This is a genomic window from Aeromonas sp. TS_SC_11 (assembly GCF_057318915.1).
Map to the genome: position 1 here is coordinate 2737299 of NZ_CM170470.1, position 22443 is coordinate 2759741.

The 22443-nt window shown below is 60.4% G+C and carries 19 protein-coding genes and 1 pseudogene; 8 read left to right on the forward strand and 12 right to left on the reverse strand.

Annotation, left to right across the window (positions count from 1 at the left end; genetic code table 11):
- Positions 1-128 precede the first annotated feature (128 nt).
- The 4 genes and pseudogenes from AC1P02_RS12905 to AC1P02_RS12920 all read left to right on the forward strand — a co-directional run.
- On the forward strand, positions 129-1775 hold the full coding sequence (locus AC1P02_RS12905; RefSeq protein WP_485182402.1) for an NAD(P)-binding protein: 1647 nt from the start codon (positions 129-131) through the stop codon (positions 1773-1775).
- Positions 1772-5347: a pyruvate:ferredoxin (flavodoxin) oxidoreductase gene (gene nifJ / locus AC1P02_RS12910; RefSeq protein ID WP_485182403.1), complete on the forward strand. Its 3576-nt coding sequence runs from the start codon at positions 1772-1774 to the stop codon at positions 5345-5347. The genes AC1P02_RS12905 and nifJ overlap by 4 nt, the downstream gene beginning before the upstream one ends.
- A gap of 251 nt (positions 5348-5598) precedes the next feature.
- Positions 5599-6525, forward strand: a complete 927-nt coding sequence (locus AC1P02_RS12915; RefSeq protein WP_485182404.1) for a TIR domain-containing protein — start codon at positions 5599-5601, stop codon at positions 6523-6525.
- 197 nt (positions 6526-6722) lie between these two features.
- Positions 6723-6940 (forward strand): annotated as a pseudogene (locus tag AC1P02_RS12920) (SDR family NAD(P)-dependent oxidoreductase); the annotation flags it as partial.
- Between the two features lie 103 nt (positions 6941-7043).
- Here the strand turns inward: AC1P02_RS12920 and AC1P02_RS12925 are convergent.
- The 6 genes from AC1P02_RS12925 to AC1P02_RS12950 form a co-directional block, all read right to left on the reverse strand.
- The gene (locus tag AC1P02_RS12925) at positions 7044-7259 is read right to left on the reverse strand and encodes an HP1242/YdcH family protein (RefSeq protein WP_005313020.1); all 216 of its coding nucleotides are present in this window, start codon (positions 7257-7259) and stop codon (positions 7044-7046) included.
- A 285-nt stretch (positions 7260-7544) separates the two neighbouring features.
- On the reverse strand, positions 7545-8135 hold the full coding sequence (locus AC1P02_RS12930) for a hypothetical protein (RefSeq protein WP_485182405.1): 591 nt from the start codon (positions 8133-8135) through the stop codon (positions 7545-7547).
- A gap of 11 nt (positions 8136-8146) precedes the next feature.
- Positions 8147-9493 (reverse strand): MATE family efflux transporter, encoded by a 1347-nt coding sequence (locus AC1P02_RS12935; RefSeq protein WP_485182406.1) that lies wholly within the window; start codon positions 9491-9493, stop codon positions 8147-8149.
- Positions 9494-9633: 140 nt separating this feature from the next.
- Complete coding sequence (locus AC1P02_RS12940; RefSeq protein ID WP_125596473.1) at positions 9634-11457, reverse strand: SulP family inorganic anion transporter; 1824 nt, start codon at positions 11455-11457, stop codon at positions 9634-9636.
- A 70-nt stretch (positions 11458-11527) separates the two neighbouring features.
- A complete protein-coding gene (locus AC1P02_RS12945) occupies positions 11528-12121 on the reverse strand; it encodes a nucleotidyltransferase family protein (protein ID WP_485182407.1) in 594 nt (197 codons plus the stop codon).
- Positions 12111-12368: a GNAT family N-acetyltransferase gene (locus AC1P02_RS12950; RefSeq protein ID WP_005313036.1), complete on the reverse strand. Its 258-nt coding sequence runs from the start codon at positions 12366-12368 to the stop codon at positions 12111-12113. Before AC1P02_RS12950 ends, AC1P02_RS12945 begins: the two co-directional genes overlap by 11 nt.
- 134 nt (positions 12369-12502) lie before the next feature.
- On the opposite strand from AC1P02_RS12950, the gene cysM reads away from it, so the two are divergent.
- Together cysM and AC1P02_RS12960 are read left to right on the forward strand one after the other, a co-directional pair.
- Positions 12503-13417: a cysteine synthase CysM gene (cysM, locus tag AC1P02_RS12955; RefSeq protein WP_017411716.1), complete on the forward strand. Its 915-nt coding sequence runs from the start codon at positions 12503-12505 to the stop codon at positions 13415-13417.
- Between the two features lie 168 nt (positions 13418-13585).
- Positions 13586-13867 (forward strand): hypothetical protein, encoded by a 282-nt coding sequence (locus AC1P02_RS12960; RefSeq protein WP_059112574.1) that lies wholly within the window; start codon positions 13586-13588, stop codon positions 13865-13867.
- A 34-nt stretch (positions 13868-13901) separates the two neighbouring features.
- Here AC1P02_RS12960 and AC1P02_RS12965 read toward each other — a convergent pair whose 3' ends face one another.
- From AC1P02_RS12965 to AC1P02_RS12980, 4 genes are read right to left on the reverse strand one after another with little or no spacing between them, the layout of a single operon-like run.
- Complete coding sequence (locus tag AC1P02_RS12965) at positions 13902-15086, reverse strand: iron-containing alcohol dehydrogenase (protein WP_447834819.1); 1185 nt, start codon at positions 15084-15086, stop codon at positions 13902-13904.
- Positions 15087-15103: 17 nt separating this feature from the next.
- Positions 15104-15622 carry a hypothetical protein gene (locus AC1P02_RS12970; RefSeq protein WP_485182409.1) on the reverse strand — a complete coding sequence of 173 codons (519 nt, stop codon included), beginning with the start codon at positions 15620-15622 and terminating at the stop codon, positions 15104-15106.
- Entirely contained in the window at positions 15603-16205 is a 603-nt protein-coding gene (locus tag AC1P02_RS12975; protein WP_485182410.1) for a TetR/AcrR family transcriptional regulator, read from the reverse strand. Before AC1P02_RS12975 ends, AC1P02_RS12970 begins: the two co-directional genes overlap by 20 nt.
- Positions 16206-16225: 20 nt before the next feature.
- On the reverse strand, positions 16226-17659 hold the full coding sequence (locus AC1P02_RS12980; protein WP_485182411.1) for a coniferyl aldehyde dehydrogenase: 1434 nt from the start codon (positions 17657-17659) through the stop codon (positions 16226-16228).
- A gap of 213 nt (positions 17660-17872) precedes the next feature.
- Between AC1P02_RS12980 and AC1P02_RS12985 the strand changes: the two genes are divergently transcribed.
- The gene (locus tag AC1P02_RS12985; RefSeq protein ID WP_005313055.1) at positions 17873-18166 is read left to right on the forward strand and encodes a hypothetical protein; all 294 of its coding nucleotides are present in this window, start codon (positions 17873-17875) and stop codon (positions 18164-18166) included.
- Between the two features lie 65 nt (positions 18167-18231).
- Here AC1P02_RS12985 and AC1P02_RS12990 read toward each other — a convergent pair whose 3' ends face one another.
- Positions 18232-18678: a C40 family peptidase gene (locus tag AC1P02_RS12990; RefSeq protein WP_021137925.1), complete on the reverse strand. Its 447-nt coding sequence runs from the start codon at positions 18676-18678 to the stop codon at positions 18232-18234.
- An 883-nt stretch (positions 18679-19561) separates the two neighbouring features.
- Here AC1P02_RS12990 and ahh1 point away from each other — a divergent pair.
- The gene (gene ahh1 / locus AC1P02_RS12995) at positions 19562-21427 is read left to right on the forward strand and encodes a hemolysin Ahh1 (RefSeq protein ID WP_485182412.1); all 1866 of its coding nucleotides are present in this window, start codon (positions 19562-19564) and stop codon (positions 21425-21427) included.
- Between the two features lie 70 nt (positions 21428-21497).
- Here ahh1 and AC1P02_RS13000 read toward each other — a convergent pair whose 3' ends face one another.
- Positions 21498-22406 carry a hydrogen peroxide-inducible genes activator gene (locus tag AC1P02_RS13000; protein ID WP_005313062.1) on the reverse strand — a complete coding sequence of 303 codons (909 nt, stop codon included), beginning with the start codon at positions 22404-22406 and terminating at the stop codon, positions 21498-21500.
- Positions 22407-22443: the final 37 nt, after the last annotated feature.

A 22443-nucleotide genomic window follows, 5' to 3' on the forward strand; every position in this document is an offset into this window, starting at 1 on the left:
CCACTATCGAACCAGCTTCCAGTTTCTAACGCTTTCGCTTCTTCCCTCTCCGGCCACCGCCCGCTTCGGCTAAACGGTATCAAGTGCCATCGGATGGGGCCTGTCACACAAAAAGAAGAAAGCAATGTATGAGCAAACAACTGGATATGACCCCACAGCCGGATCTCTCCCAGAAAACGGGAACAGGCCCGGTCCGTACCCGGCTGCCCGTCTGGCGGCCGGCCCTGCCACCTTGTAACCACGCCTGCCCGGCTGGCGAGAACATCCAGGCCTGGCTCTCCCTCGCCGAAGCGGGCCGCTTTGAAGCAGCCTGGCAGCAACTTATCGAAGAAAATCCCCTGCCTGCCGTCCATGGCCGGGTCTGCTATCACCCCTGCGAGAGCGCCTGTAACCGCGCCCAGGTGGATGATGCCGTCTCCATTCACGCCATCGAGCGTTTCCTCGGCGACGAGGCGCTGGCCAAAGGCTGGCAGCCTGCGCCACCTGCGCCCGCCAGTGGCAAGAAGGTGCTGGTGATCGGCGCCGGTCCCTCCGGTCTCTCCTGCGCCTGGCACCTCAACCGGCTTGGCCATCAGGTGGAGATCCGCGAAGCGGGGCCACTGGCTGGCGGCATGCTGCGCTTTGGCATTCCCGCCTACCGGCTGCCTCGCGATGTGCTGGACAGAGAGGTGGCCCGCATTCTTGCTGCCGGAGTGACGCTGACTCTCAACCACAAGGTGGAAGACGTGCTCAAGGCGCGTGACGAGGGGGGTTTTGACGCCGTCTTTATGGCCATCGGCGCCCATCTGGCCAAGCGGGTCGATATTCCGGCCCGGGAAGCGGGCAAGATCCTCGATGCGGTGAGTTTCCTTGAGCAGGCCAGTCTGGCCGAGGAGCAGGGACTGCCACCCCCCAAACTGGGACGGCGGGTGGCGATCTACGGCGGCGGCAATACCGCCATGGACGCCGCTCGCACCGCACGCCGCCTCGGTGTTGAAGAGGCGATGATCATCTACCGCCGCGACCGGGATCATATGCCGGCTCACGCTTTCGAAGCCCTTGAGGCCGAGGAGGAGGGGATCAAGATCAACTGGCTGCGCAGCATCCGCCAGCTCGACAACATCCATATCGAAGTGGAGGTGATGGCGCTGGATGAGCAGGGCAAGCCTGTGCCCACCGGCCAGTTTGAAACCCTGGAGGCGGACTCCCTTATTCTGGCGCTCGGGCAGGAGGTTGATTTGAGCGTGCTGGAGAGCATCCCCGGCGTGCGGATCAACAAGGAGGGAGTGGTGCAGGTGGCGGACAACCTGATGACAGATGTGCCGGGTCTGTTTGCTGGCGGCGACATGGTGCCCTCCGAGCGCACCGTCACCATAGCGACCGGCCACGGCAAGAAGGCGGCACGCCATATGGATGTCTGGCTGCGCGGTCGCCACTACCACAAACCGCTCTCCTACCCGCTGGTGGGGCCGGAGCAGCTGCAACTCTGGTTCCAGACCCACGCGCCCGCCAGCAGTCAGCCGGTCAAACCGGCGTGGGCGCGGGACGACTTTGGCGAGATCATCGGCGGGCTGGATGAGGTGGCCGCCCGTTACGAGGCGGCGCGCTGCTACTCCTGCGGCAACTGCTTCGAGTGCGACGGCTGCTACGGCAGCTGCCCCGAGCAGGCCATCGAGAAGCTGGGGCCGGGCAAGGGCTATCAAGTGGATGCGACGCGCTGCACCGGCTGCGGTGCCTGTCACGACCAGTGCCCTTGTCACGCCATCCTGCTGCGCCAACCGGAGGAGTCCCAATGAAACATGAACTGATCATGGTCGATGGCAACGAAGCCGCGGCCCGGGTGGCGTACCAGCTGAGCGAAGTGTGCGCCATCTATCCCATCACCCCCTCCTCGACCATGGCCGAGCTGGCTGACGCCTGGGCGGACGAGGGGCAGACCAACCTCTGGGGCAACATCCCCACAGTAGTGGAGATGCAGAGTGAAGGGGGAGCGGCCGGGACTGTGCACGGTGCCCTGCAGGCGGGGGCGCTCGCCACCACCTTCACCGCCAGTCAGGGACTGATGCTGATGCTGCCCAACATGTACAAGATCGCCGGGGAGTTGACCGCGGCTGTGTTCCATGTGGCGGCCCGATCGCTCGCGGCGCAGGGGCTCTCCATCTTCGGCGATCATCAGGACGTGATGGCGGCGCGCAGCACCGGCTTTGCCATGCTGGCCTCCTGTTCGGTGCAGGAGGCGCAGGATCTGGCCTTGGTTGCCCACAGCGTCACCCTGCAGTGCCGGGTGCCCTTTATCCATTTCTTCGACGGTTTTCGCACCTCCCACGAGGTGAACAAGATCACGGCCCTGCATAGGGACGAGCTCCGGGCGCTTATCGACAACGACTGGGTGCGGGCCCACCGTGCCCGGGCGCTCAACCCGGATCATCCGGTGATGCGCGGCACGGCCCAGAACCCGGATACCTATTTCCAGTCCCGCGAGAGCGTCAACCCCTTCTACGAGGCAGTGCCGGCCCGGGTGCAGCAGTGCATGGACAAGCTGGGATCTCTCACCGGCCGCCACTACCGGTTGGTGGAGTATCACGGCGCAACCGATGCCACCGATGTCATCGTGCTGATGGGATCGGGGGCGGCCACCGCCCGCACCACGGTCGACTGGCTCAACCGGCAGGATCGCAAGACAGGGGTGCTGGTGGTGCGCCTCTATCGTCCCTTCCCGGTGCAGGCGCTGCTCGATGCGCTGCCGCAGAGTGTGCGCAGGCTGGCGGTACTGGATCGCACCAAGGAGCCGGGGGCGGGCGGCGAGCCGCTGCTGCTGGACGTGCAGAGCGCGCTGATCGACGGCTTGCAGCGCGGCCTTGTCAAACGGCTGCCCTGGCTCAGTGGCGGCCGCTATGGCCTCTCCTCCAAGGAGTTCACCCCCGCCATGTGCGCCGCCGTGTTCGAGGAGCTAGCCTCCGATGCACCGCGCCCGCGCTTTACCGTGGGGATAGTGGATGACGTGTCGGGCCTCAGTCTGGCCTGGCACCCCATCGGCGATCTGGAGCCTCCTAGCCGGGTTCGGGCGCTCTTCTTCGGCCTTGGCGCCGACGGCACGGTTGGCGCCAACAAGAACAGCATCAAGATCATCGGCGAGCTGGATGGCTTCCACGCCCAGGGCTACTTCGTCTACGACTCCAAGAAGTCGGGCTCGCGCACCGTCTCCCACCTGCGTTTTGGCCCCGAGCCCATAGACGCCCCCTGGCTTATCGAGCAGGCGAGCTTTATCGGCTGTCACCAGTGGAGCTTCACCGAATCGGTGGACTTGCTGGAGCACGCCGCCCAAGGGGCGACCCTGCTGCTCAATGCCCCCTATGAAGCAGACAAGGTGTGGGGCCAGCTGCCCGAGCGGCTGCGGGCCCGCATCCGCACCCTCAATATCCAGCTCTACTGCATCGATGGCGATCGGGTGGCCGAGCAAAACGGCATGGGCAATCGCATCAACACCATCATGCAGACCTGCTTCTTCGCGCTGGCCGGGGTGTTGCCACGGGACGAGGCCATTGCGCTGATCAAGGAGAGCATCGAGAAGAGTTATGCCCGCAAGGGGCCCGAGGTGGTGGCGCGCAACTTCGCGGCGGTGGACGATACCCTGGCTCACTTAAGCAAGGTGGCGATCCCGGCCGGTGATGAGCAGATCAGCGACTATCCGCTGCCACTGGCACCGGGCGGCAGCGACTTTGTCCAGCGGGTCACTGGCGAGATGCTGGCGGGGCGCGGCGATCTCATCCCCGTCTCCATGCTGCCGGTGGATGGCACTTATCCCACAGCTACCAGCCGCTTCGAGAAGCGGGATATCGCCCGCGAGATCCCTGTCTGGCAATCCGATATCTGCATCCAGTGCGGCAACTGTGTCTTCGTCTGTCCCCACGCGGCGCTGCGGGCCAAGTTCTACCATCAGGACTGGCTGGCGACTGCCCCCGAGGCAGCCCAGTCGGTGCCCGTCACCGCCAAAGGCTTCCCCGACAGCCGCTACACCTTGCAGCTCTATCCGGAGGATTGCACCGGCTGCGGCCAGTGTGTGCAGGCCTGTCCGGTACGGGTCGGGGCAGATGAGTCGCACGAAGGCGAGCGAGCCATCGCCATGCTGGACAAGGCGCCACACCTCGCCGGTCAGAAACAGGCGCTGCGCTGGTTCGAGAGCCTGCCCTGGCCTGCCCGCGAGCGGGTGGACTTCTCCACCGTGCGCGGTGCCCAGTTCCTGGAACCCCTGTTCGAGTTCTCCGGCGCTTGCGCCGGTTGTGGCGAGACCCCGTATCTCAAGCTGCTGACCCAGTTGTTTGGCGATCGCATGCTGGTGGCCAACGCCACCGGTTGCTCCTCCATCTATGGCGGCAACCTGCCGACCACTCCCTGGGCCAAGAACGCGGAAGGGAAGGGGCCAGCCTGGTCCAACTCCCTGTTCGAGGACAACGCCGAGTTCGGCTTTGGCTTTCGTCTCACGGCTGACCAGCATCATGGTCAGGCGGTGGCAGCCCTCAAGGCGATGAAGGGGGAGCTGGGAGAAGCGCTGGTCGAGTCGCTTATCTGCGCCCCGCAGCGGCTGGAGTCGGAGATCCGCGCCCAGCGGGGCAGGGTGGCGCAAGTGCGTGAACGACTGGAGGAGGTGAAATCCGGCAAGGCTCGCGAGCTGCTGTCCCTCATCGATCAGCTGGTGCGTCGCTCGGTCTGGATCGTTGGCGGCGACGGCTGGGCCTATGACATCGGCTCGGCGGGGCTCGATCATGTGCTCGCCTCCGGGCGCGATGTGAACGTGCTGGTGATGGATACCGAGGTCTACTCCAACACCGGCGGCCAGATGTCGAAATCGACGCCGCTCGGTGCCGTCGCCAAGTTCGCGGCGGGGGGCAAGACGCTGGCCAAGAAGGATGTAGCGCTGCAGGCTATCTCCTACGGCAACGTCTATGTTGCTCGTATCGCCTTTGGCGCCAACCCGCAGCAGACGCTGCAAGCGCTGCGCGAGGCCGAGGCCTACCATGGCCCGTCCTTGATCATCGCCTACAGCCACTGCATCGCCCACGGCATCGATATGGAGCTGGGGCTGACCCAGCAGAAACGGGCGGTGGACTCGGGTCACTGGCCGCTGCTGCGCTACAACCCTGTATTGCGCAGTGCGGGGCAGAACCCCTTCAGCCTCGACAGCCTGCGCCCCTCCATTCCGCTCGCCGAGTACAGGGCAGAGGAGAACCGCTACCAGGTGCTGGCCCAGAGCCACCCCGAGGAAGCCGAACGGCTGATGCAGGTGGCGCAACAGGTTGCCTGGCAGAAGTGGGCCACCTACGAGGAGATGGCCACCCGCGAGGCCAGCCATTTCCATCCGCCGGTGTGAGTGTGGGGTGAAATCGATATAACCAAGCGGGCCACTGGCCCGCTTATTGGTATTTTTAATGCGTGTTATATCTGTTATCGCTATCTGACAGTTTGGTCACTTTTAGTTGTTAAATATCAAAGATGATGTGTTGATATGTTAGGTAAGGCTGGGCAGGATGTACGGGGCTGAATCCACCACCGCAGCATGTTGTTTTATAAAAATTCATTTCGTAATGCATAGTTATTTATATAGGGGAGAGTAATATAATCATGAATGGTTTAGAGAAAATTGAGCTTATTGATGCGATTGCTGTTGAATTACAATCTAGAATGACGTTTTCAGATATTGATGTTTATTTTTCTGGACATAAAGTTCCAATAGAGGCTAGTTACCCAACTAACAGTAAGCGCTCATATTCAAAAGATATGCTTTCAAAGGTTAGTGATGAAGTTCTTTTTAAAATTGCAGAGGAACTCTCACTTGAAATACCGATGATGAATGCTATGTCTACAAAAGAAGTAACTTTTTGGAAGGCCGGGCATTTTAAATTGTTCATTAGTCATTTAGCTTCATTCAAAGTGCAAACATCTCATTTACAATCGGCTTTAAGGAAATATGCAATTTCTAGTTTTGTTGCACATGAAGACATTGAGCCAACGAAACAGTGGCAAGAGGAAATTGAAGCTGCCCTCCATACTATGGATGCCTTAGTGGCAATTCTAATGCCTGGTTTTCAAGAAAGTCGTTGGTGTGATCAAGAAGTTGGCTTCGCCGTTGGTCGTGATGTTCTTGTGATACCTTTACGCAAAGGATTAGATCCGTATGGTTTTATTGGTAAGTACCAAGGCATTCAAGCTCAAAATAAAACTATTGGTGATGTGGCGGAAGCAATATTTCAAACCTTGATCAAATCGCCAAAAACGAAGAATAAAATTCTAATGGCAATGTCAGGAGCAGTGTCTAACGCCAGCTCACCTGAAGAAGCTCTTGATAAAGTTGCCATCCTTAAATCGTTGGATAATATATCAGTAGATTTACTTGATAGCTTAAAAAAACAGGTGTCTGATAATTCTTTGTTGATGGAATCGCAAGGGTTTATTAATTCATTTAATGCTTTACTTTCTAAATTCGGTATCCAAAAATTAAATCACTCTAAGCAAGAACCAGAAATGGAGTGGGAGGATATTCCGTTCTAGTAAATACCTGAACAAGTATCAAAAAGGGATTTATATATCGTGGCATGTTGATCACGTATTGAGTTCTGTAGGCCAAAGCTTTTTTTCTCTCCAAGGCAGGTAAGCTGCGGGGCACACGGCGTCAAGCAGGAGAAGGGATGATGACAGAACAATATGCAGCCGGGACGATCGGTATTTAGGGGGCGGGCGGTCTCGGGCTGCCGCTGGCGCGGGCTCTGCTGGCGGCAGGCAAGCAGGTAGCGGTGACGGTCAGCAGCGCCGAGAAGGCGGCCCGTTTGCAGGGGGAGGGGATCAACGCCTATCCGCTGACGATTTCTGCCGAGATGCCCGTCGCTGATAAGGAAGAGCAGTGGCCGAGAGTCTGGTGATCTGCGTGCCGCCCAGCAAGACTGACGATGACCCGCAGGCGGTGGCGGCCTGATATGGCCTGCGCCGCGCCGTTGTGAGCGGGTGATAAAAAGCCCGGCTTGAGCCGGGCTGGAGGGATAAGTTGCTTATCCGGGTATTCGTCGAGGCGTCTAATGTGGATGTTGTTTGAGGATGTCGTATATCTCCTCTTTCAGTTTGAGTTTCTGTTTTTTCAGATCCTTCACCTCGGAGCTGTAGTCGCTGGCATGATGCTTTTCCAACTTTCTAATCTCCGCATCCAGGTCGTTGTGCAAGTCAAACTTCTTCTGGAAATGGACATCACTGCTCTTCAGTTTCGAGATGAGATCTCTGTACTCTGGGAACATGTAATGAAGCCTCCTTGGTTTCGTTTGATTGTGCCTTCAAAACAAAAGTACCCCTTCCCCCCAGAGATAAATGTGATCCCGATCGAATTCGGGACCAATGATTTGCTGCATGGGGAAGATGATTTTTAACTCATTGAATCACAAGCTGATAAGTCATTTGTAAGTAAGGTTTTGAGCTTCAAACTGGAATCTCGATCACAGTTGTGACGGTTTGATGACGGCGGCGGGCTGGCAAGGGGGTAGCAAAAAGGGGCGCAAGGCCCCTTTTCGTAACGGGTATGGCGTTTACTCTTTTTTCTTTTTCTTCTCGGGCAGCGGCTTGCCATCGCGGGCGATGACCTTGCCCACTTCGAAGCCTATCTGCGCTGCCAGCTCTTCCAGATCCGGCGCCTTGGCTTCGTTGCCGATGGCGTACTGGTAGTTGGCTATGGTGATCTTCTCGGCCACCGGGGTGCCCGGCACTATGGGCTCACGCCAGCCCTGGCCGACATGGGCAACTAGCGTGCCGCTCATGATGAGCTCGCCGACGATTTCCTGGGTGGGGATGCCCTTGCCGTAGGTGAGACCCTGCGGGTGCTTCTTGCCGACCAGCGGCTCCGTGCTGGCAGGCATCAACTTGGTGCGGACCAGCCACTTGGGATCCTTGGTTTTGCCGAGCGCTTTGCCGGTCTGGTATTCATTGATTTTGATGGTCTTGATCATCTGGGCCATAAAATCTTTGGTCAATGCTTTCTGGGCTTCGCTCGTCTCGTCGATGGCGATGGGCGCCACATACCAGATTTTGGAGGCCTGCGCCTTGGGGGCGGCGGGCGCGGTTTGCGCCATGGCCAGCGGGCTGAGCAGGATGGCAGCCAACAAGAGTCCGATTTTCTTCATTGTGATTCCGCTTATGTTTCAACAAGAATTTTGTTTTGCCAGCGACGACTGCGCCAGCGCCAGAACATGGCCAGACCGCGCACCCACTCATCGCAGGCGAGCGCCAACCAGATGCCGACCAGTCCATAACCCTGCATGATACCAAGGAAATAGGCGAGCGGAACGGCAATCCCCCACATGGAGACGAGCGCCATGTAGAGCGGGAAACGGGCATCCCCGGTGGCACGCAGGGCGTTGATCACCACCAGATTGAAGGTGCGGCCGGGTTCGAGAATGAGGCTGATGAGAAACAGCTGTGCCACCTGGGTGATGATGTCCGGATCGTCGGTGAACAGGCTGATGATGGCGCGGCCGTTCAGGGCGGCGGCGATGGCGATCAGCGTAGTGACGATGAGGCCTAACTTGAGGCTCTTCATCAGCTGGTTATAGGCCTGCTCGAAGCGGCGCGCCCCCGCCAGATGGCCGATGATGATCTCGTTGCCAAGGCCTATGGAGAGGCCGAACAGCAGAATGAACAGGCAGATCTGGAAGAAGTAGGACTGGGTCGCCAGCGCCTTGTCACCGAGCAGGCCGACGAAGGCGGTGACCACCATGAACTGCAGCATCCAGGAGAGGTTCTCCCCCGCCGCCGGCAGGCCTATGTGCAGCACCTTGTCCAGCATGACCTTGCTGGGACGGACAATCTCGGGTAGACGCAAGCGGATGCCTGTCTTGTGCGTCACCAGCCATACCAGCAGCACTACGCCAACGATGCGACCCGCCACAGTGCTGATGGCAACCCCGGCTACCCCAAGTTGGGGCAGGCCGAACCAGCCGTAGAGCAGCAGCAGGTTGCCGACGAAGGTGATGAGGTTGACGGTCAGGGTCACGTACATGGCCTGACGGGTATGACCGTGGGCGCGCAGGGTGGCGGCCAGACAGAGGGCTGCCGCCTCCGGCAGCAGGCACAGGCCGATGATCTGCAAATAAAGGGTGGCATCGCCCATCAGGTGGGCGGGCAGGTTCATCAGGGAGAGCATGGTGCCGGCGCCGGCGAGCACGCCGACCGCGGCCACCAGCCCCACCAGCAGGTTGAAGCCGATGGCAGTGTGGATGACGATGCGGGCTTTTTCCCGATCGCCAGCCCCCAGATACTGGGTGATCACCACGCTGGTGCCTATGCTGACGAAGCTGAACAAGGTGATGGCCAGATCAAACACCTGGTTGCCGACCGCCAGTGCGGCGACGCCCTGATAGGAGACGTGGCCCACCATGAAGGTGTTGAGGGCCCCGGTCAGAAAGTGCAGGGCGAGATCAATAAACAGCGGCCAGGTCAGGGAGAAAAGTGTGCCCGGGCCCGCGTGGGGTTGAGTTTGCATGGGATGTCCAAATACTGGGGATGGCCCTCGTCAGCGCCATCTGGACGGGCATTTAACACCAAGAGCCTGCGGGGTGCAATCTTGCCTTGGGAGGAGAGTGTGCCAGACCAGACCAGCCCTGGGCATGGTCTGGCAACCGATCAGGCCGGGGTGGCGCCCGCCTCCTGCTCGGAGGGCAGGGTGAGCCGCGCCGAGTCCGGCAGGGCATCATCCTGGGGCCAGTGGGAGAGGATGGCGTCCGTGGTGCTCTCCACCACGGCGTCATCCTTGAACACAGGCTCGCGGTAGCAGCGGGTCATGCGCAGCGCCTGATACATGTCGGGGCAGAGGATGACACCCTCGTCGCCCACCCGGATCCCCGCCTGCTTGAGCCACTGGCTCATCTGGCCGTGGCGACCCGCCATCACCATGTGAATGCCGCGCCGTTTCAGATCCCTGTGCAGCTCCCCCACCATGCTCATCACGCTGATGTCCTGATGGGTGAAACAGGCCACCGCATCCACCACCAGGCATTTGGGATTGTGGGGATCCTGCACCAGCAGCGCCAATACCCGCCGTTTGAAGTAGGGGGCGTTGAAGTAGGTGAGCGGCGAGTTGAAGCGATAGACCAGAATGCCTGGAATGGCCTTGGCCTGTTCGTTGTCCCCCAGGGTGCGCACTACCCCCTCGTCATCCATGCCGAGCAGTTGATCGGTGGGGCGCATCACGTTGCGCAGGAACTGGAACAGACCCAGCAAGACGGCGAGGGTGATCCCAGGGATCACCCCCATGGCCAGCACGCTGATGAAGGTGATGAGCGCGAGCCAGAAGGCGGATCTGTCGGAGTGGCGCAGGGCCCAGAGGCTGCGAAAGTCGGTGAGCGACAGCGCCGCCATCACCAGCACAACGCCGAGGGCGGCCGTGGGTATGTATTGCAGCGGCGCCGTCAGGTAGAAGGTGATGATGGCGATCACGGCGGCGGCTATGATGGAGACCAGCTGGCTCTTGCCGCCGTTGGCGTCGTTGACCGCGGTGCGAGAATCGGCGCCGCTGATGGCAAAGCCCTGGGAGGCGGCGGCCGCCAGATTGGCCATGCCAAGGGCCCGAAACTCCTTGTCCGCATCTATTTCGTAGCCGTTTTTGGCGGCGAAGCTGCGGGCGGTGAGCATCATGGAGACGAAGCTCACCATGGCGAGGTTCAAGGCGGGCAGCACCAGTTCGCGCATCAGGCCGGGAGGAAACTGGGGGAGCTGAAACGCGGGCAGGCCCGAGCCCACCAGACCGAGGGTGGCGATTTCGTGATCCCCAAGGCTGAAACCCCATACCAGCGCCCCCGTCACCACCATGGCCACCATGGAGGAGGGCCAGGCAGGCTTGTAACGTTTGGCCAGCAGCAGGGTGAGCAAGGCGGTCAGGCTCATGGCCAGGGTCGGCAGATGGGTTTGAGTGATGTAGTAGGCCCCGCTGGCGATCCGCTCTATGAGGTAACGCTCATCGAAGGTAAATCCGAAGATCTTGGAGAGCTGCCCCACCATGATGGTGATGGCTACCCCGTTGAGCAGCCCCATCAGTATGGGGCGGGAGAGAAAGTCCGCCAGCACCCCCAGCTTGAAGCGGCTGGCGATGAGGCACCAGAAGCCCGTCATGGCGGTCATGGTCATCACCAGTTGCCAGTGGCGGGTAGCATCACCGGCGGCGAGCGGGGTCACCACCGCGGCGATGACGGCGCAGGTAGCGGCATCCGGGCCGACGATGAGCTGGCGGGAGGTGCCAAACAGGGCATAGACCAGCATGGGCAGTATGCAGGAGTAGAGGCCAACCAGGGGCCCCACGCCGGCGAGCTCGGCATAGGCGATGGCCACGGGCAGCGCCACGGCCGCCACCGACAGTCCAGCGCGCACATCCGGCATCAGCCAGGCCCGCTGGTATTGCAGCAGGGCGGCGAGGCCCGGTAGCCAGCGTTCGAGAGAGAAGAAGTCGCGCATTATTTAACCCATTGAGTTACAAACAGCTTTTCCCTAGTGTGCCCAAGGTTGCCGAAACATTGCAATGCGGTTATGGCCAGTTCACTACAAGGTCAGGCCAGATGCTCAGCCAACGTTTTTCCTGGATGCGCTGCACAAACACCTGGCTCTCCTGACGACAGCGCGGATTGGCACTCACCTGCAGGGACCAGTTGTGGGCAAAACCGTAGGGGGCCAGCCACTCGAACTCCTCGTCCGGCAGCAGCCTGACCCCGATGCAGGTAGGTACCTCCACCCAGTGGCTGAGGGCTTCCAGACTGCTGGCAAAGGGGGAAACCCGCTGGCGCTGGTGCATGCGGGCCTGATTGCGCACTTCCCAGCGCTGTCCGGGCAGGCGGGCCGTCAGCCACTGCTCATGTTCAGACTCTGCCAACCCTTGCGGGTCAAGGGGGTCTAGGTAGATGAGATCGATATCGTTGAGCGGGGTAGGTACAGCTTTGCCGTGCAGGTGATCCCAGACGAGGTTGCGGATAAAACCGGCCCCCAGCGCCCAGTCGGGCAGGGCCAGCTCGGCGGCGGCCTGCAAACAGGCCATCCGCTGGCGATCGACCCGCAGCAGGCGTTCTGTCTGCGCTCTCAAGTCAGCGTCGTCTTGTGCCAACGGGGCCAGCGCCTCAACCTGCATTGCGGCGCAGCCAGACGTCTATGTAGCTGCAGCTGGGCACTATGGTGAGCCCCTCGGCCTGGGTCCAGTCGTAGAAGGTGCGCGCCAGCTGATCGGCTATGCCCTGTATCCTGAGCTCTGGCGGGACGAAGGTGCTGTAGGCATCTATGGTCTTGGCATCGAGCCGGCGGTAACGCAGCCTGGACTCCTTGCCATCCACCACACAGATGAATTGTTGCTGGTTGGCCTGATGAATGATCTCGCTCATGCTTGCTCCTCGATACGGGGGATGGGGCTATCTGACCATGTTGGCAACCCTTTGCCAACTGTGCGGGCTCGCTTACACTGCGAACCCCATCGGGTGCATACCCGCTAGCCAAGGTATAGAACAGTTAACAGAGGATGGATCCCATTATGGCCTTCGCCACGCTGGAAGATCTGATTGGCAATACCCCCTTGCTGGCCCTGCGCCGCATCAATCCCTGGCCCGACGTCACCCTGCTGGTGAAGCTGGAGGGCAACAACCCGGCCGGTTCGGTTAAGGACAGGCCGGCGCTGAACCTCATCAGGGCGGCGGAAGCGAGTGGCAAGTTGCGCGCGGGAGCCAGGCTGATTGAGGCCACCTCCGGCAACACAGGCATCGCCCTTGCCATGGTGGCGGCGGCGCGAGGTTACCGGATGCGGCTCATCATGCCGCGTACCATGAGCCAGGAGCGGCGAGATGCCATGCAGGCCTATGGCGCCGAGCTGGTGCTGGTGGAGAACGGCATGGAAGAGGCGCGGGATCTGGCGCTGGCCATGGAGGCCCGCGGCGAGGGGCTGGTGCTCGATCAGTTCAACAACCCGGCCAACCCGGATGCCCACTACCAGTCGACCGGCCCCGAAATTTGGCGCCAGAGCGAGGGGGCGGTCACTCACTTCGTCTCCGCCATGGGCACCACTGGCACCATAATGGGGGTCTCCCGTTATCTGAAGGAGCAGAACCCGGCGGTGCAGGTGATAGGCCTGCAACCGGCAGAGGGGAGCCAGATCCCGGGCATTCGCCGTTGGCCTGCAGCCTATCTGCCCGCCATCTTCGAGCCACAACGAGTCGATCGGGTGCTGGATGTGACGCAAGAGGAGGCGCTGGTCATGATGCGCCGACTGGCGCGGGAGGAGGGGATCTGCTGCGGAGTCAGCTCAGGTGGTGCCGTGGCCGGTGCCCTGCGGGTGGCGGCAGAGATCAAGCAGGGGGTGGTGGTGGCCATCATCTGTGATCGGGGGGATCGCTACCTCTCCACCGGGGTCTTCACGCCGCCAGAGCAGGTGGCCACCTAGCGTGGCGCTCGGTACTGCCTGACACCAAGATGTTATTAATCAGTACCTTGCTGATAATTTTCTTCATGTACAACTTGTAACAATCCATCCTGTTCGCAAGGTTGAATCCCTCTCTCTCCTGTTTGACACTCGGCGCCCTCTCGTCACCGATGCAAACAGGAGCGTCACATGATCTTGCCTTCCTCTCTGAGCATTTCCCTTATTGGTTTGAGCCTGGCCCTGACAGGCTGCGCCGTCGAACCCTACGCCTACCAGTGCGGCGAAAAGCACTGCTCCGTCATCGATCACAAGGGGGAGAAACATGAGCGGCCGCAGGATGAGATGAAACCCGTCTGGGAGCGCAACCAGGAGCGGGAAGAGGCCATCCGCCGCAACAAGGAGTCCATCTGGCGCGAAAAAACGCCTGAAGAGAGCGGCAACTACGGCGCCGGTGCCACCATCCGCTGGTAACTGAGGGCCCCGCGATGCGGGGCCTCCAGCCAGATTACTCCCACGCCCGTTCCAGCAGGTCGAGCAGTTGAGCCCGGTCGGCATCCTTGCGGTTATAGAGCAGGGCGCCGTCATTGATGGCGAGATCCCGGATCTCGGGCAGCAACCCCTTGTCGGTGACGCCTGCCTCACGCAAGGTGCGCGGCAGCTTCACCGCCTGCCACAGGCTATCGCGCAGGGCGCACAGCGCCTGGATGGCCGCCTGGGCTCGCTCTGTGGCTTGGGTTGCCGCAAAACGCTCGGCACCGACCAGGGGCAGCAGCAGGCGGGCCAGCTCAGGGTCTATGCCCGGGCGGTTGTAGTCGAGCACGGTCGGCAGGAAGAGGTTCATGCACAAACCATGGGGCAGGTGACAGCGGGCCCCCAGGCTGTGGCCGAGGGCATGCACCAACCCCACCATGGAGTTGGAAAAGGCCATCCCCGCCAGGGTGGATCCTTCCGCCAGTTGCAGCCGCAGCTGCTTGTCTTGCGGGCTTTGCAGCACCTTGGGCAAGGCGTTGGCGATTTTCTCTATCGCCATCAGGGCCAGGGCGTCGCTGACCGGATTCTTGGCATTGCCGATGAAGGCCTCGATGGCGTGGGTCATGGCATCCATGGCGGTGGCGGCCGTGATGTTGAGGGGCAAGCCCTGGGTGAGGCGCGGATCCAGCACCGCCAGCTGGGGCAGCAGGAAGGGGGAGGTGAAGGGCACCTTGCGCCCGCTCGCCTCATCCTTGATCACCGCCACCAGCGTCACCTCGGATCCCGTGCCCGCAGTGGTGGGCACCACCGCCAGTGGCTGCAGGGGCCGGGTCAGACAGCCTGCGCCGGCGTAATCCAGCAGCCGATCCCCGCCCATGGAGGCGAGGATGTTGACCGCCTTGGCGGTGTCGATGACGGAGCCGCCGCCCAGCGCCACCAGGCTGTCGCATTCGAGCTCCCGATAGCGGGCCGCGATCCGCTCCACCACGGCGGTGGAGGAGTCGGCCGGGATCTCGTCCCAGATGTCGGCGACCGGCAGCTCCCCCTCGGCCAGCACATTGGCCAGCAGGGTGGCGAGCCCTGTGCCGCTGACCCCCTTGTCGGTGAGCAGCAGCGGACGGCGTGCCCCCAGACCCGCCAATTCGCCAGCCAGCTGTTCCAGCGCCTGCTCGCCCGCCATCAGTTTGACCGGACAGAAGAAATCGTAATAGCGACTCATGTTGTTCATCCTTTTATTCAGCCGGTCAGCAGACCCAGGTAGATGTGGCAGGCACGCGTCAGCTTGTTGCGCGGGCTCGGATAGTGGCGCAGCAGCGGCCGCGCTATGAAGGTGGGCAGGATCAGGGCCTGCAATTGCTCCAGTGCCCGCACCAGGTGCATGGCGACGGTGAGATCCCCTTCCACCAGCAGGCGGTTTTCACTGAACGCCTGATTGACACCGAGCCGAAAGCTGAGGGCGCGAAAGGCGATACCCGGATGTTTGAAGCGCACCCGCAGCGGGTGCAGATCGCTGCTGGCATGTGCCGGTACGCCGCACTGCCAGCGACCAGCTGCTTTATGGATGATCAGCGCCTGGGTGAGGCCTGCAACCTCCAGCCGTATGGTGAGGCCGTCGGGCAGGGGGGCGAGTTCACGCCGCACCGCCTCATCGACCCGGGCGGAGCGGCACAGGGTACGCCCTATGACCCAGAGCAGGGTGGCGATCCAGAGACGGCGGCCAAGGGCCGCCAGGGATTCAAGCGTCCGGTTTTGCATGAGGATTCACTCCCGAGATGGCAGACCAGAAGAGGGCGAAGGCACTGGCTTGCCAGTGGGCGTCCTGCCCCAGTTCAGGTTGATCGACAAACAGGGAGGCGCACGCCAGAAACTGGCTCTGGCATACCTCCAGCATCAGGGCCGGCGGGGCTTGCATCAGCACCCCGCTGGCCTGGCCCTGGGTCAGCAGTTGCGGCAGAAAACGCAAGGTCTCGCTCAGGATCTGGCTGCGCAGGGAGCGCGCCAGCAGGGGAGAGTGGAAGAAGCCCAGCACGAACTTGAGCTCGTTGGGATGGGCCTGCATCCACTGCATGGCTTGCTGCCAGTAATGACAGGCCTGCTCGCACAGGGGCAGGGCGGCGTCCGCCTCCGTGATGGCGGCGCCGAGGCGCAGTTTGATGTCCTGATAGAGGCACTGGATCAGCACTTCCTTGCTGGGAAAGTGGTGAAACAGGGTGCCATTAGCCACCCCTGCTGCCTTGGCGATGCGGGCGGTGGCGGCGCCTTGCAGTCCATCCTCTGCGCACAGAGCAAGGGCGGCATCCAGGATCTGGCGGCGTTTGTCGGTCATGGGTTTGTTCATGCAGGCCTCGTCACGGGCGGTTAGCGTAAAAACAGCGCCATCATCAGCCGCTGGTGCCAGCGCCGATAAGGGGGATGAACCAGGGAGCCGGTACTGAATTTGCCACGGCTGAGCACGGTTTTGGCCTTGGAGAAGGTGAGAAAGCCTTCATGGCCGTGGTAGTGGCCCATGCCGGAGGCACCTATGCCGCCAAAAGGCACATCATCGGCCGCCACCTGGAACAGACTCTCGTTGATGGCCATGCCGCCGGAGTGGGTCTCCCGGGTCACTCTGGCTTGCAGGGCAGAATCCAGGCTCATCAAATAGAAGGCGAGGGGACGAGGGCGGGCACCTATGTAGGCGAGCGCCTCGTCGATGCTGTCGTAGGGCACCAGCGGCAGCAGGGGGCCGAAGATCTCCTGTTGCATCACCTGACAGTGGTTGGGTACCTCGGTCAGGAGGTGAGGCACCAGCCGGTGGGCTATGTCGTCCCGGGCCGGGCTGCCGCAAGGGTGCACCTGGGCACCCGCCTGTTCGGCCTCGGCCAGCCAGCTGGTGATCCGTTCATATTGGCGCACATTGATGATGGAGCCGTAATCCGGGCTGGCCAGTCCCTTGGGATAAATGCGGGCAAAGTGGTTGCGATAAGCCTCGATGAAGGCCTGCTCCTGGCCCCGTGGCAGCAACACATAGTCGGGGGCCACGCAGATCTGGCCGGCATTGAGGCTCTTGCCGAAGATCATCCGCTCCACCGCGAGTGCGATGGGCATGTCGGGGGCGATGAGGCAGGGACTCTTGCCGCCAAGCTCCAGGGTGAGCGGGGTGAGCTGGGGGGCGGCCGCGGCCATCACCAGCTTGCCCACCGCGGTCGAGCCGGTAAACAGCAGGTGATCGAAGGGGAGGGCGCTGAACGCGGCGGCCACTTGCGCATCCCCCTCGACGACCGTCACCTCCTCTTCGTCGAACACGCCGTCCAGCAGCTCGCGCAGTACGGCATTGGTGTGAGGAGTGAATTCGGAGAGCTTGAGCATGGCCCGGTTGCCGGCGGCGATGGCGCTGATGAGAGGTCCCAGGCTCAGCATCACGGGGAAGTTCCAAGGCACTATGATGCCGACTACGCCAAGGGGCTGGTAGAACACCTCGACTCTGGCCGGTGCCAGCAGCAGACCGGTATGGCGGCGATGAGGGCGCATCCAGCGTTTGATCCGCTTCTGGGTGTAGTTGATCTGCATGACACAGGGCAGGATATCGGCGATCAGGCTGTCGTAGTCGCTGCGCTGGCCATAATCCCGGGCCAGGGCGTCGCACAGTTGCTGCTTGTGGTCGAGCAGGGCGCGCTTGAGCTGATTCAGATATGCTCTACGTTCACTCAGGCCAGGCATGGGATTGGCCTGACAGGCTTGTCTGAGCCTGACCAGCTTGTTTGGTAGCGACAACTTGTCTGTGGTGCTCTCTTGCAACTGAACCAGGTCCATGGCCTACCCCGCTTGTTAATTGACCGACTGATTGGTCGGTCTAAATCTAGCGGCTTGTTAACCGGCTGTAAAGTTATCTCATCTGGCTTGGTACAGGGTCGCGGATGACTCACCTGTTAACTGTGCGACCCACCACACTTTCAGGGTTTGAGGGTTGGTGGTTTATCCAATAAGGGGTAGTTTTTGGTTATCAACCTACAAGGAGTGAGCGATATGACCAGGGAACTGAACAGCTTGTTGGCCCGGCTTGATGATGTGGTCGAGCGGATGCCGGATTGCTTCAATACCTATGAGTTTGCCCAGAAGCTGGCACTGCAACATCAGCGCGAGTTCTTTGCCGCGGGCCACTCCCTGGCCGAGCAGGAGGGGCGCCTGTTGCGGGTGCTGCACCAGAAGATTGCCGAGGCGCTGGCCAGCAGCGATGTGGTGATCGAGGGGGCACTCTTGCCATGCGTGACCCCCTGGGGTGAGAAAGCCACCTCGCCGCGCTGGCATCGCAAGCACTGAGTCGGCTAATAGACAATGAGAAAGGCCCGTGACGGGCCTTTCTCATTTCTCATGGCGAGCGGGGCTCACTGCGTCAGGCGGCGAGCCTGCCAGTAGCGACTGTTCCAGTAGACATTGTCGAGGCGCGAGCGGATAACGCCCTTGCTGGTGGAGGCGTGGATAAACTCACCGGCACCGGTATAGACACCGACATGGTATTGCTGCCAGCCGGTCTTGAAGAAGACCAGATCCCCGTGTTGCAGCCGGTAGCGATCGACTGGCGTGCCGAGACTGGCCTGGGATTCTGTGGTTCTGGGCAGGTTGAAGCCCAGTACCTGGCTGTAGGCAAGCTGGGTGAAGGCGGAGCAGTCGAGGCCCGCCCGGCTGGATCCGCCCATGCGATAGGGCACACCACGCCACTGCTGATAAAAGCTGTCGAAGGCACTGCTTTGACGAGGTGGCGGCGGTTCGGGCGTGCTGGAACAGGCGGCCAGCAACAGGGCCAGCAGGGGCAGCAGTAACTTGCAATCCATAGGGGCTCCCTCGATGCGACAACCTGCTCATCATAAACGGGGTTTGGGGCTCGAACATAGCCTTGGCCGTGATAAAACCCATTTTAACAAGGCATGTCGAGTATAAAGGGGGTCGTATGGATTTCATTTATACCATCAAGTACCACTAATTGAATAATATAATCCGGCTTACTTGAATGAGCATTTCAATATTAACGCGTTTATTCTAATCCGATTTAAATAAGTTTATTATTATCCTTGTTGACGTCACTGCGTGATCTGTGTCACGTTCTGATTTTAGGTTAATTCGTTATGATGCTCCTGCGTAATATATATAGTCATGTTAATTACCTGAGTGAAGAAATGACAGTATCAAGCTGGATATATAGGGAATTATTTTGTAACAGGCTGTAAATGATATTAACCCCTGGCTGGCATTGATTAATTATGGCGCCAGAGGAATAATTCCACCAGCAAAGAGGAGGGCAGGATCATGATCGCAAGCCCATAGCAGTCAGTGTTTCCTCGCACTCTGTCGCCGTGCAATCCGGGTTACAGGCAAGGCAGACACGATAGACATATGAGTCAGGCCAGTATGTCATATCCTTGATAGCGAGATTCATGACAGATGTCACCCGCATCATAAATGGGGCGTGCACCAGAGCGCGACAACCGTGTAATAGCATCGGCGAACGCCGAGTCGTCCACCCTGGACTGCATTGCGGTCCTTGCTCTGCCATATGAAGTATCACCCATCAATCCGTTGTTAATTCACAGCGAGAAAAATGGAAGATACAGCTTGGCTGGCAAAGAGAATAACGCCTCCATATAACCATTGATAACAGGGTTATGCTATTTCACTGCATGGGGAAATAGTCTGGCGGGATTCGATCAGGAGATAACAATGAAAAACAATAAACCACGCAAATTAGTCACTCATATTCCTGCCCTCAGTCTGCTCGCGCTGGCCTTGCTGGCTGGCAGCGTTCATGCCGAAGACATAGGTGAACGCACCGATCAGGGCACCGCCATGCTGGCCAGCCTGCAATCGGAGCAGGGACTGGTCTACCTCAACGCCAGCAGCTGGCTGGATGAACAACAGGCCGCCAAGGCGTTGACCCGTGACCAGTTGCGCGAGCGTGTGCTGGGGCAGGGGGAGCGTATCTTCATCGATTTCAGCGGCATCACTGACAAGGTCGAGCGGCAACAGGCCAGAAAAGCCATGGAGCAGCTGGCAGGCATCTCGTTTGATGCCGACTGGGTGCTGGTCTCCGTCTACAAGGGGGAGCTGCTGTTTACCCCGCTGGGGGGCGCTGATGATCCTGCCTTCTATCAGGTGATGGAGCGAATCGACACCCTGGCAGGGCAGGGCAAACGCCACAAACGCTCCCTGACGCAAACCGCCACGGCGGAAGCGGGCCTGCCTCACGTGGCTTTTTATCTCAACGTCAATCGCAAGATCAGCGATGGCGAGTGTACCTTCCCGCGCTCACGCACCTGGGATCGGGGGGATCGCCTCTTTTGTGACTCGCCAAACATCGCGCTGGTCTATCGGGTGAATCTGGAGCGCTCCCTGCAATTCGGCAACACGGGGTCAGCTACGCCGGATGCCAAGATAGTGCGGATCTCGCTGGATGACGAGTCGGCAGGTGCCGGTATTCAGCTCAATGAGGACCTCACCTGGAGCGAGAACATCGCAGATTATCTGCTGCTCGATGGCTGGGCGCGGGACTATGCCACCGATGCCATTGCCCAGGATTATCGCTTCACCATCGACGCTTCCAACACCAAGGCGGCCGTGCTCAAGAGTCTGCCGACCAACCTCAACAGCAAGTATGAGCATCGCGAGATCTCGGGTTTCGAGGTGGGGGTGACCGGCGGGGTTGAAGTGAACAAGGATGGGCCCAAGGCCAAGCTGGAGGCGTCAGCCAAGTTCAGCCAGCAGCGTCAGCTTGCCTACAACACTCAGGATTATCGGGTCGAACGCTCGGCGCCGAGTGCCCAGAAGGTGAGTTTCAGCTGGGTGCGGGATCAATACGCGACGGCGGAGTCACTGCTCTCCTCCAAGACCGCCACCGTCTGGGGCATGGGGTACGATGTGGATCACAATCGCATCCAGCCGCTGAGTTACAAGGGCTTCGTGCCGAATCTGGATGTCATCTACAAGGCGGCGCCCGACGAGACGGGCAGTACCGAGTTCAAGATCGACTCTTCGGTCAACATCCGCCCCATCTACACCGGTATCTACAAGCACTATTACGTGGTGGGAGGGCATGTCTCCTTCCAGGGTTTCGAGGATGTCGACAAGCGCAGACGGGTGACCGCCTCAACCAGCTTCAAGGTGGATTGGAACCATCCGGTATTTACCGGCGGACGCCCGGTCAATCTGCAGCTGGGAGGCTTTGACAACCGCTGCCTGAGCGTCGGCGCCGAGCATGGCCTGAGCGCCGTGACCTGTGACGAGACTTCGGCTGCCCAGTCCTTTATCTATGACCAGTACGGCCGTTATGTCAGTGCGCTGGATACCCGTCGCTGCCTTGATGGCAACAACCTCGGCCAGTTGCAGAGCTGCAGTCTGAGTCTGGGCCAGCGCTGGGAGTGGAAGGCGGACAGCGATGCGCTGAGCAACCTGAGTGCTCATCAGCTGCTCGGCCACAACAAGCAGACCGGTGAGCTGGCGCTCTATGACGAGAACGGCAATCCGGCGGATGTGAGCGTACGGACCCTGACCTCCTATACCCGCATCTTCGGGCCACCGGCCGGCAACTGATCTGCCGATGTGTCTGAACCAATGAAAACGCCGGCAAGCTGCCGGCGTTTTCATTGGTTCAGAATGTGACTCAGGTCTTGGGCTCTATGAGCGGAGTGAGCAGCTCGGCCAGCTTGTAGAAGGTCTGTACCCGGGTGGTGCTGGGGCGCCACACCAGGCCTATCTCGCGATACGGCTTTTCACCCGGCAGGGGAATAGCCACCAGGTCGGTGTTGTCGAGAATGCCGGAATCTATTGCCATCTGGGGCAGGAAGGTGGTGCCAAGCCCGGCACCGACCATCTGTACCAGGGTGTGCAGGCTGGTGGCGGCAAAGGGGTTTATCTTGCTCTTGTCTCGCAGCCGACAGGCGCTGACCGCATGTTCGGTGAGGCAGTGCTCCCGTTCCAGCAGGAAGATGCTCTGGTTGGGCAGCTCCTTGTAGTCGAACGGCGTATGCAGACCGGCCGCCATGCTGGCGGGCATCACCATGTGGAAGGGATCCTGGCCAACCATCTTGCAGTGGAAGCCGCCGATCTCCACCGGCAACGCCAGGATCAGCAAATCGAGCTGACCCTGTTCCAGTTGCTTGAGCAGGTTGGTGGTGGTGTCTTCACGCAGCAACAATTCCAGTTCAGGATAAGCCTTGCCGCACTCTTGCAGCAGCTTGCTGAGCAGGAAGGGGGCTATGGTGGGGATGCAGCCGAGCCGGACTGTGCCGTGCATGACGCCGCCCTGATGTTGCCCCAGTTCCATCAGGTCTCGCGCATCCGAGAGCAAATTGCGAGCTCGCTCGACGATTTCCATGCCGACCGGGGTCATAATGAAGCTCTTGTGGTCCCGCTCCACCAGTTGCAGGTTCATCATGTCTTCCAGCGTCTGGATCCCGGTACTCAGGGTGGACTGGCTGACATGACAGGCCTTGGCGGCGCGATTGAAGTTCTTGTGCTCGTCGAGAGCGACCAGATATTGCAGCTGTTTCAGGCTGGGCCAACGTTGCATAGGAAAACCCGATGAATGCTATCTATTTAATTTGATT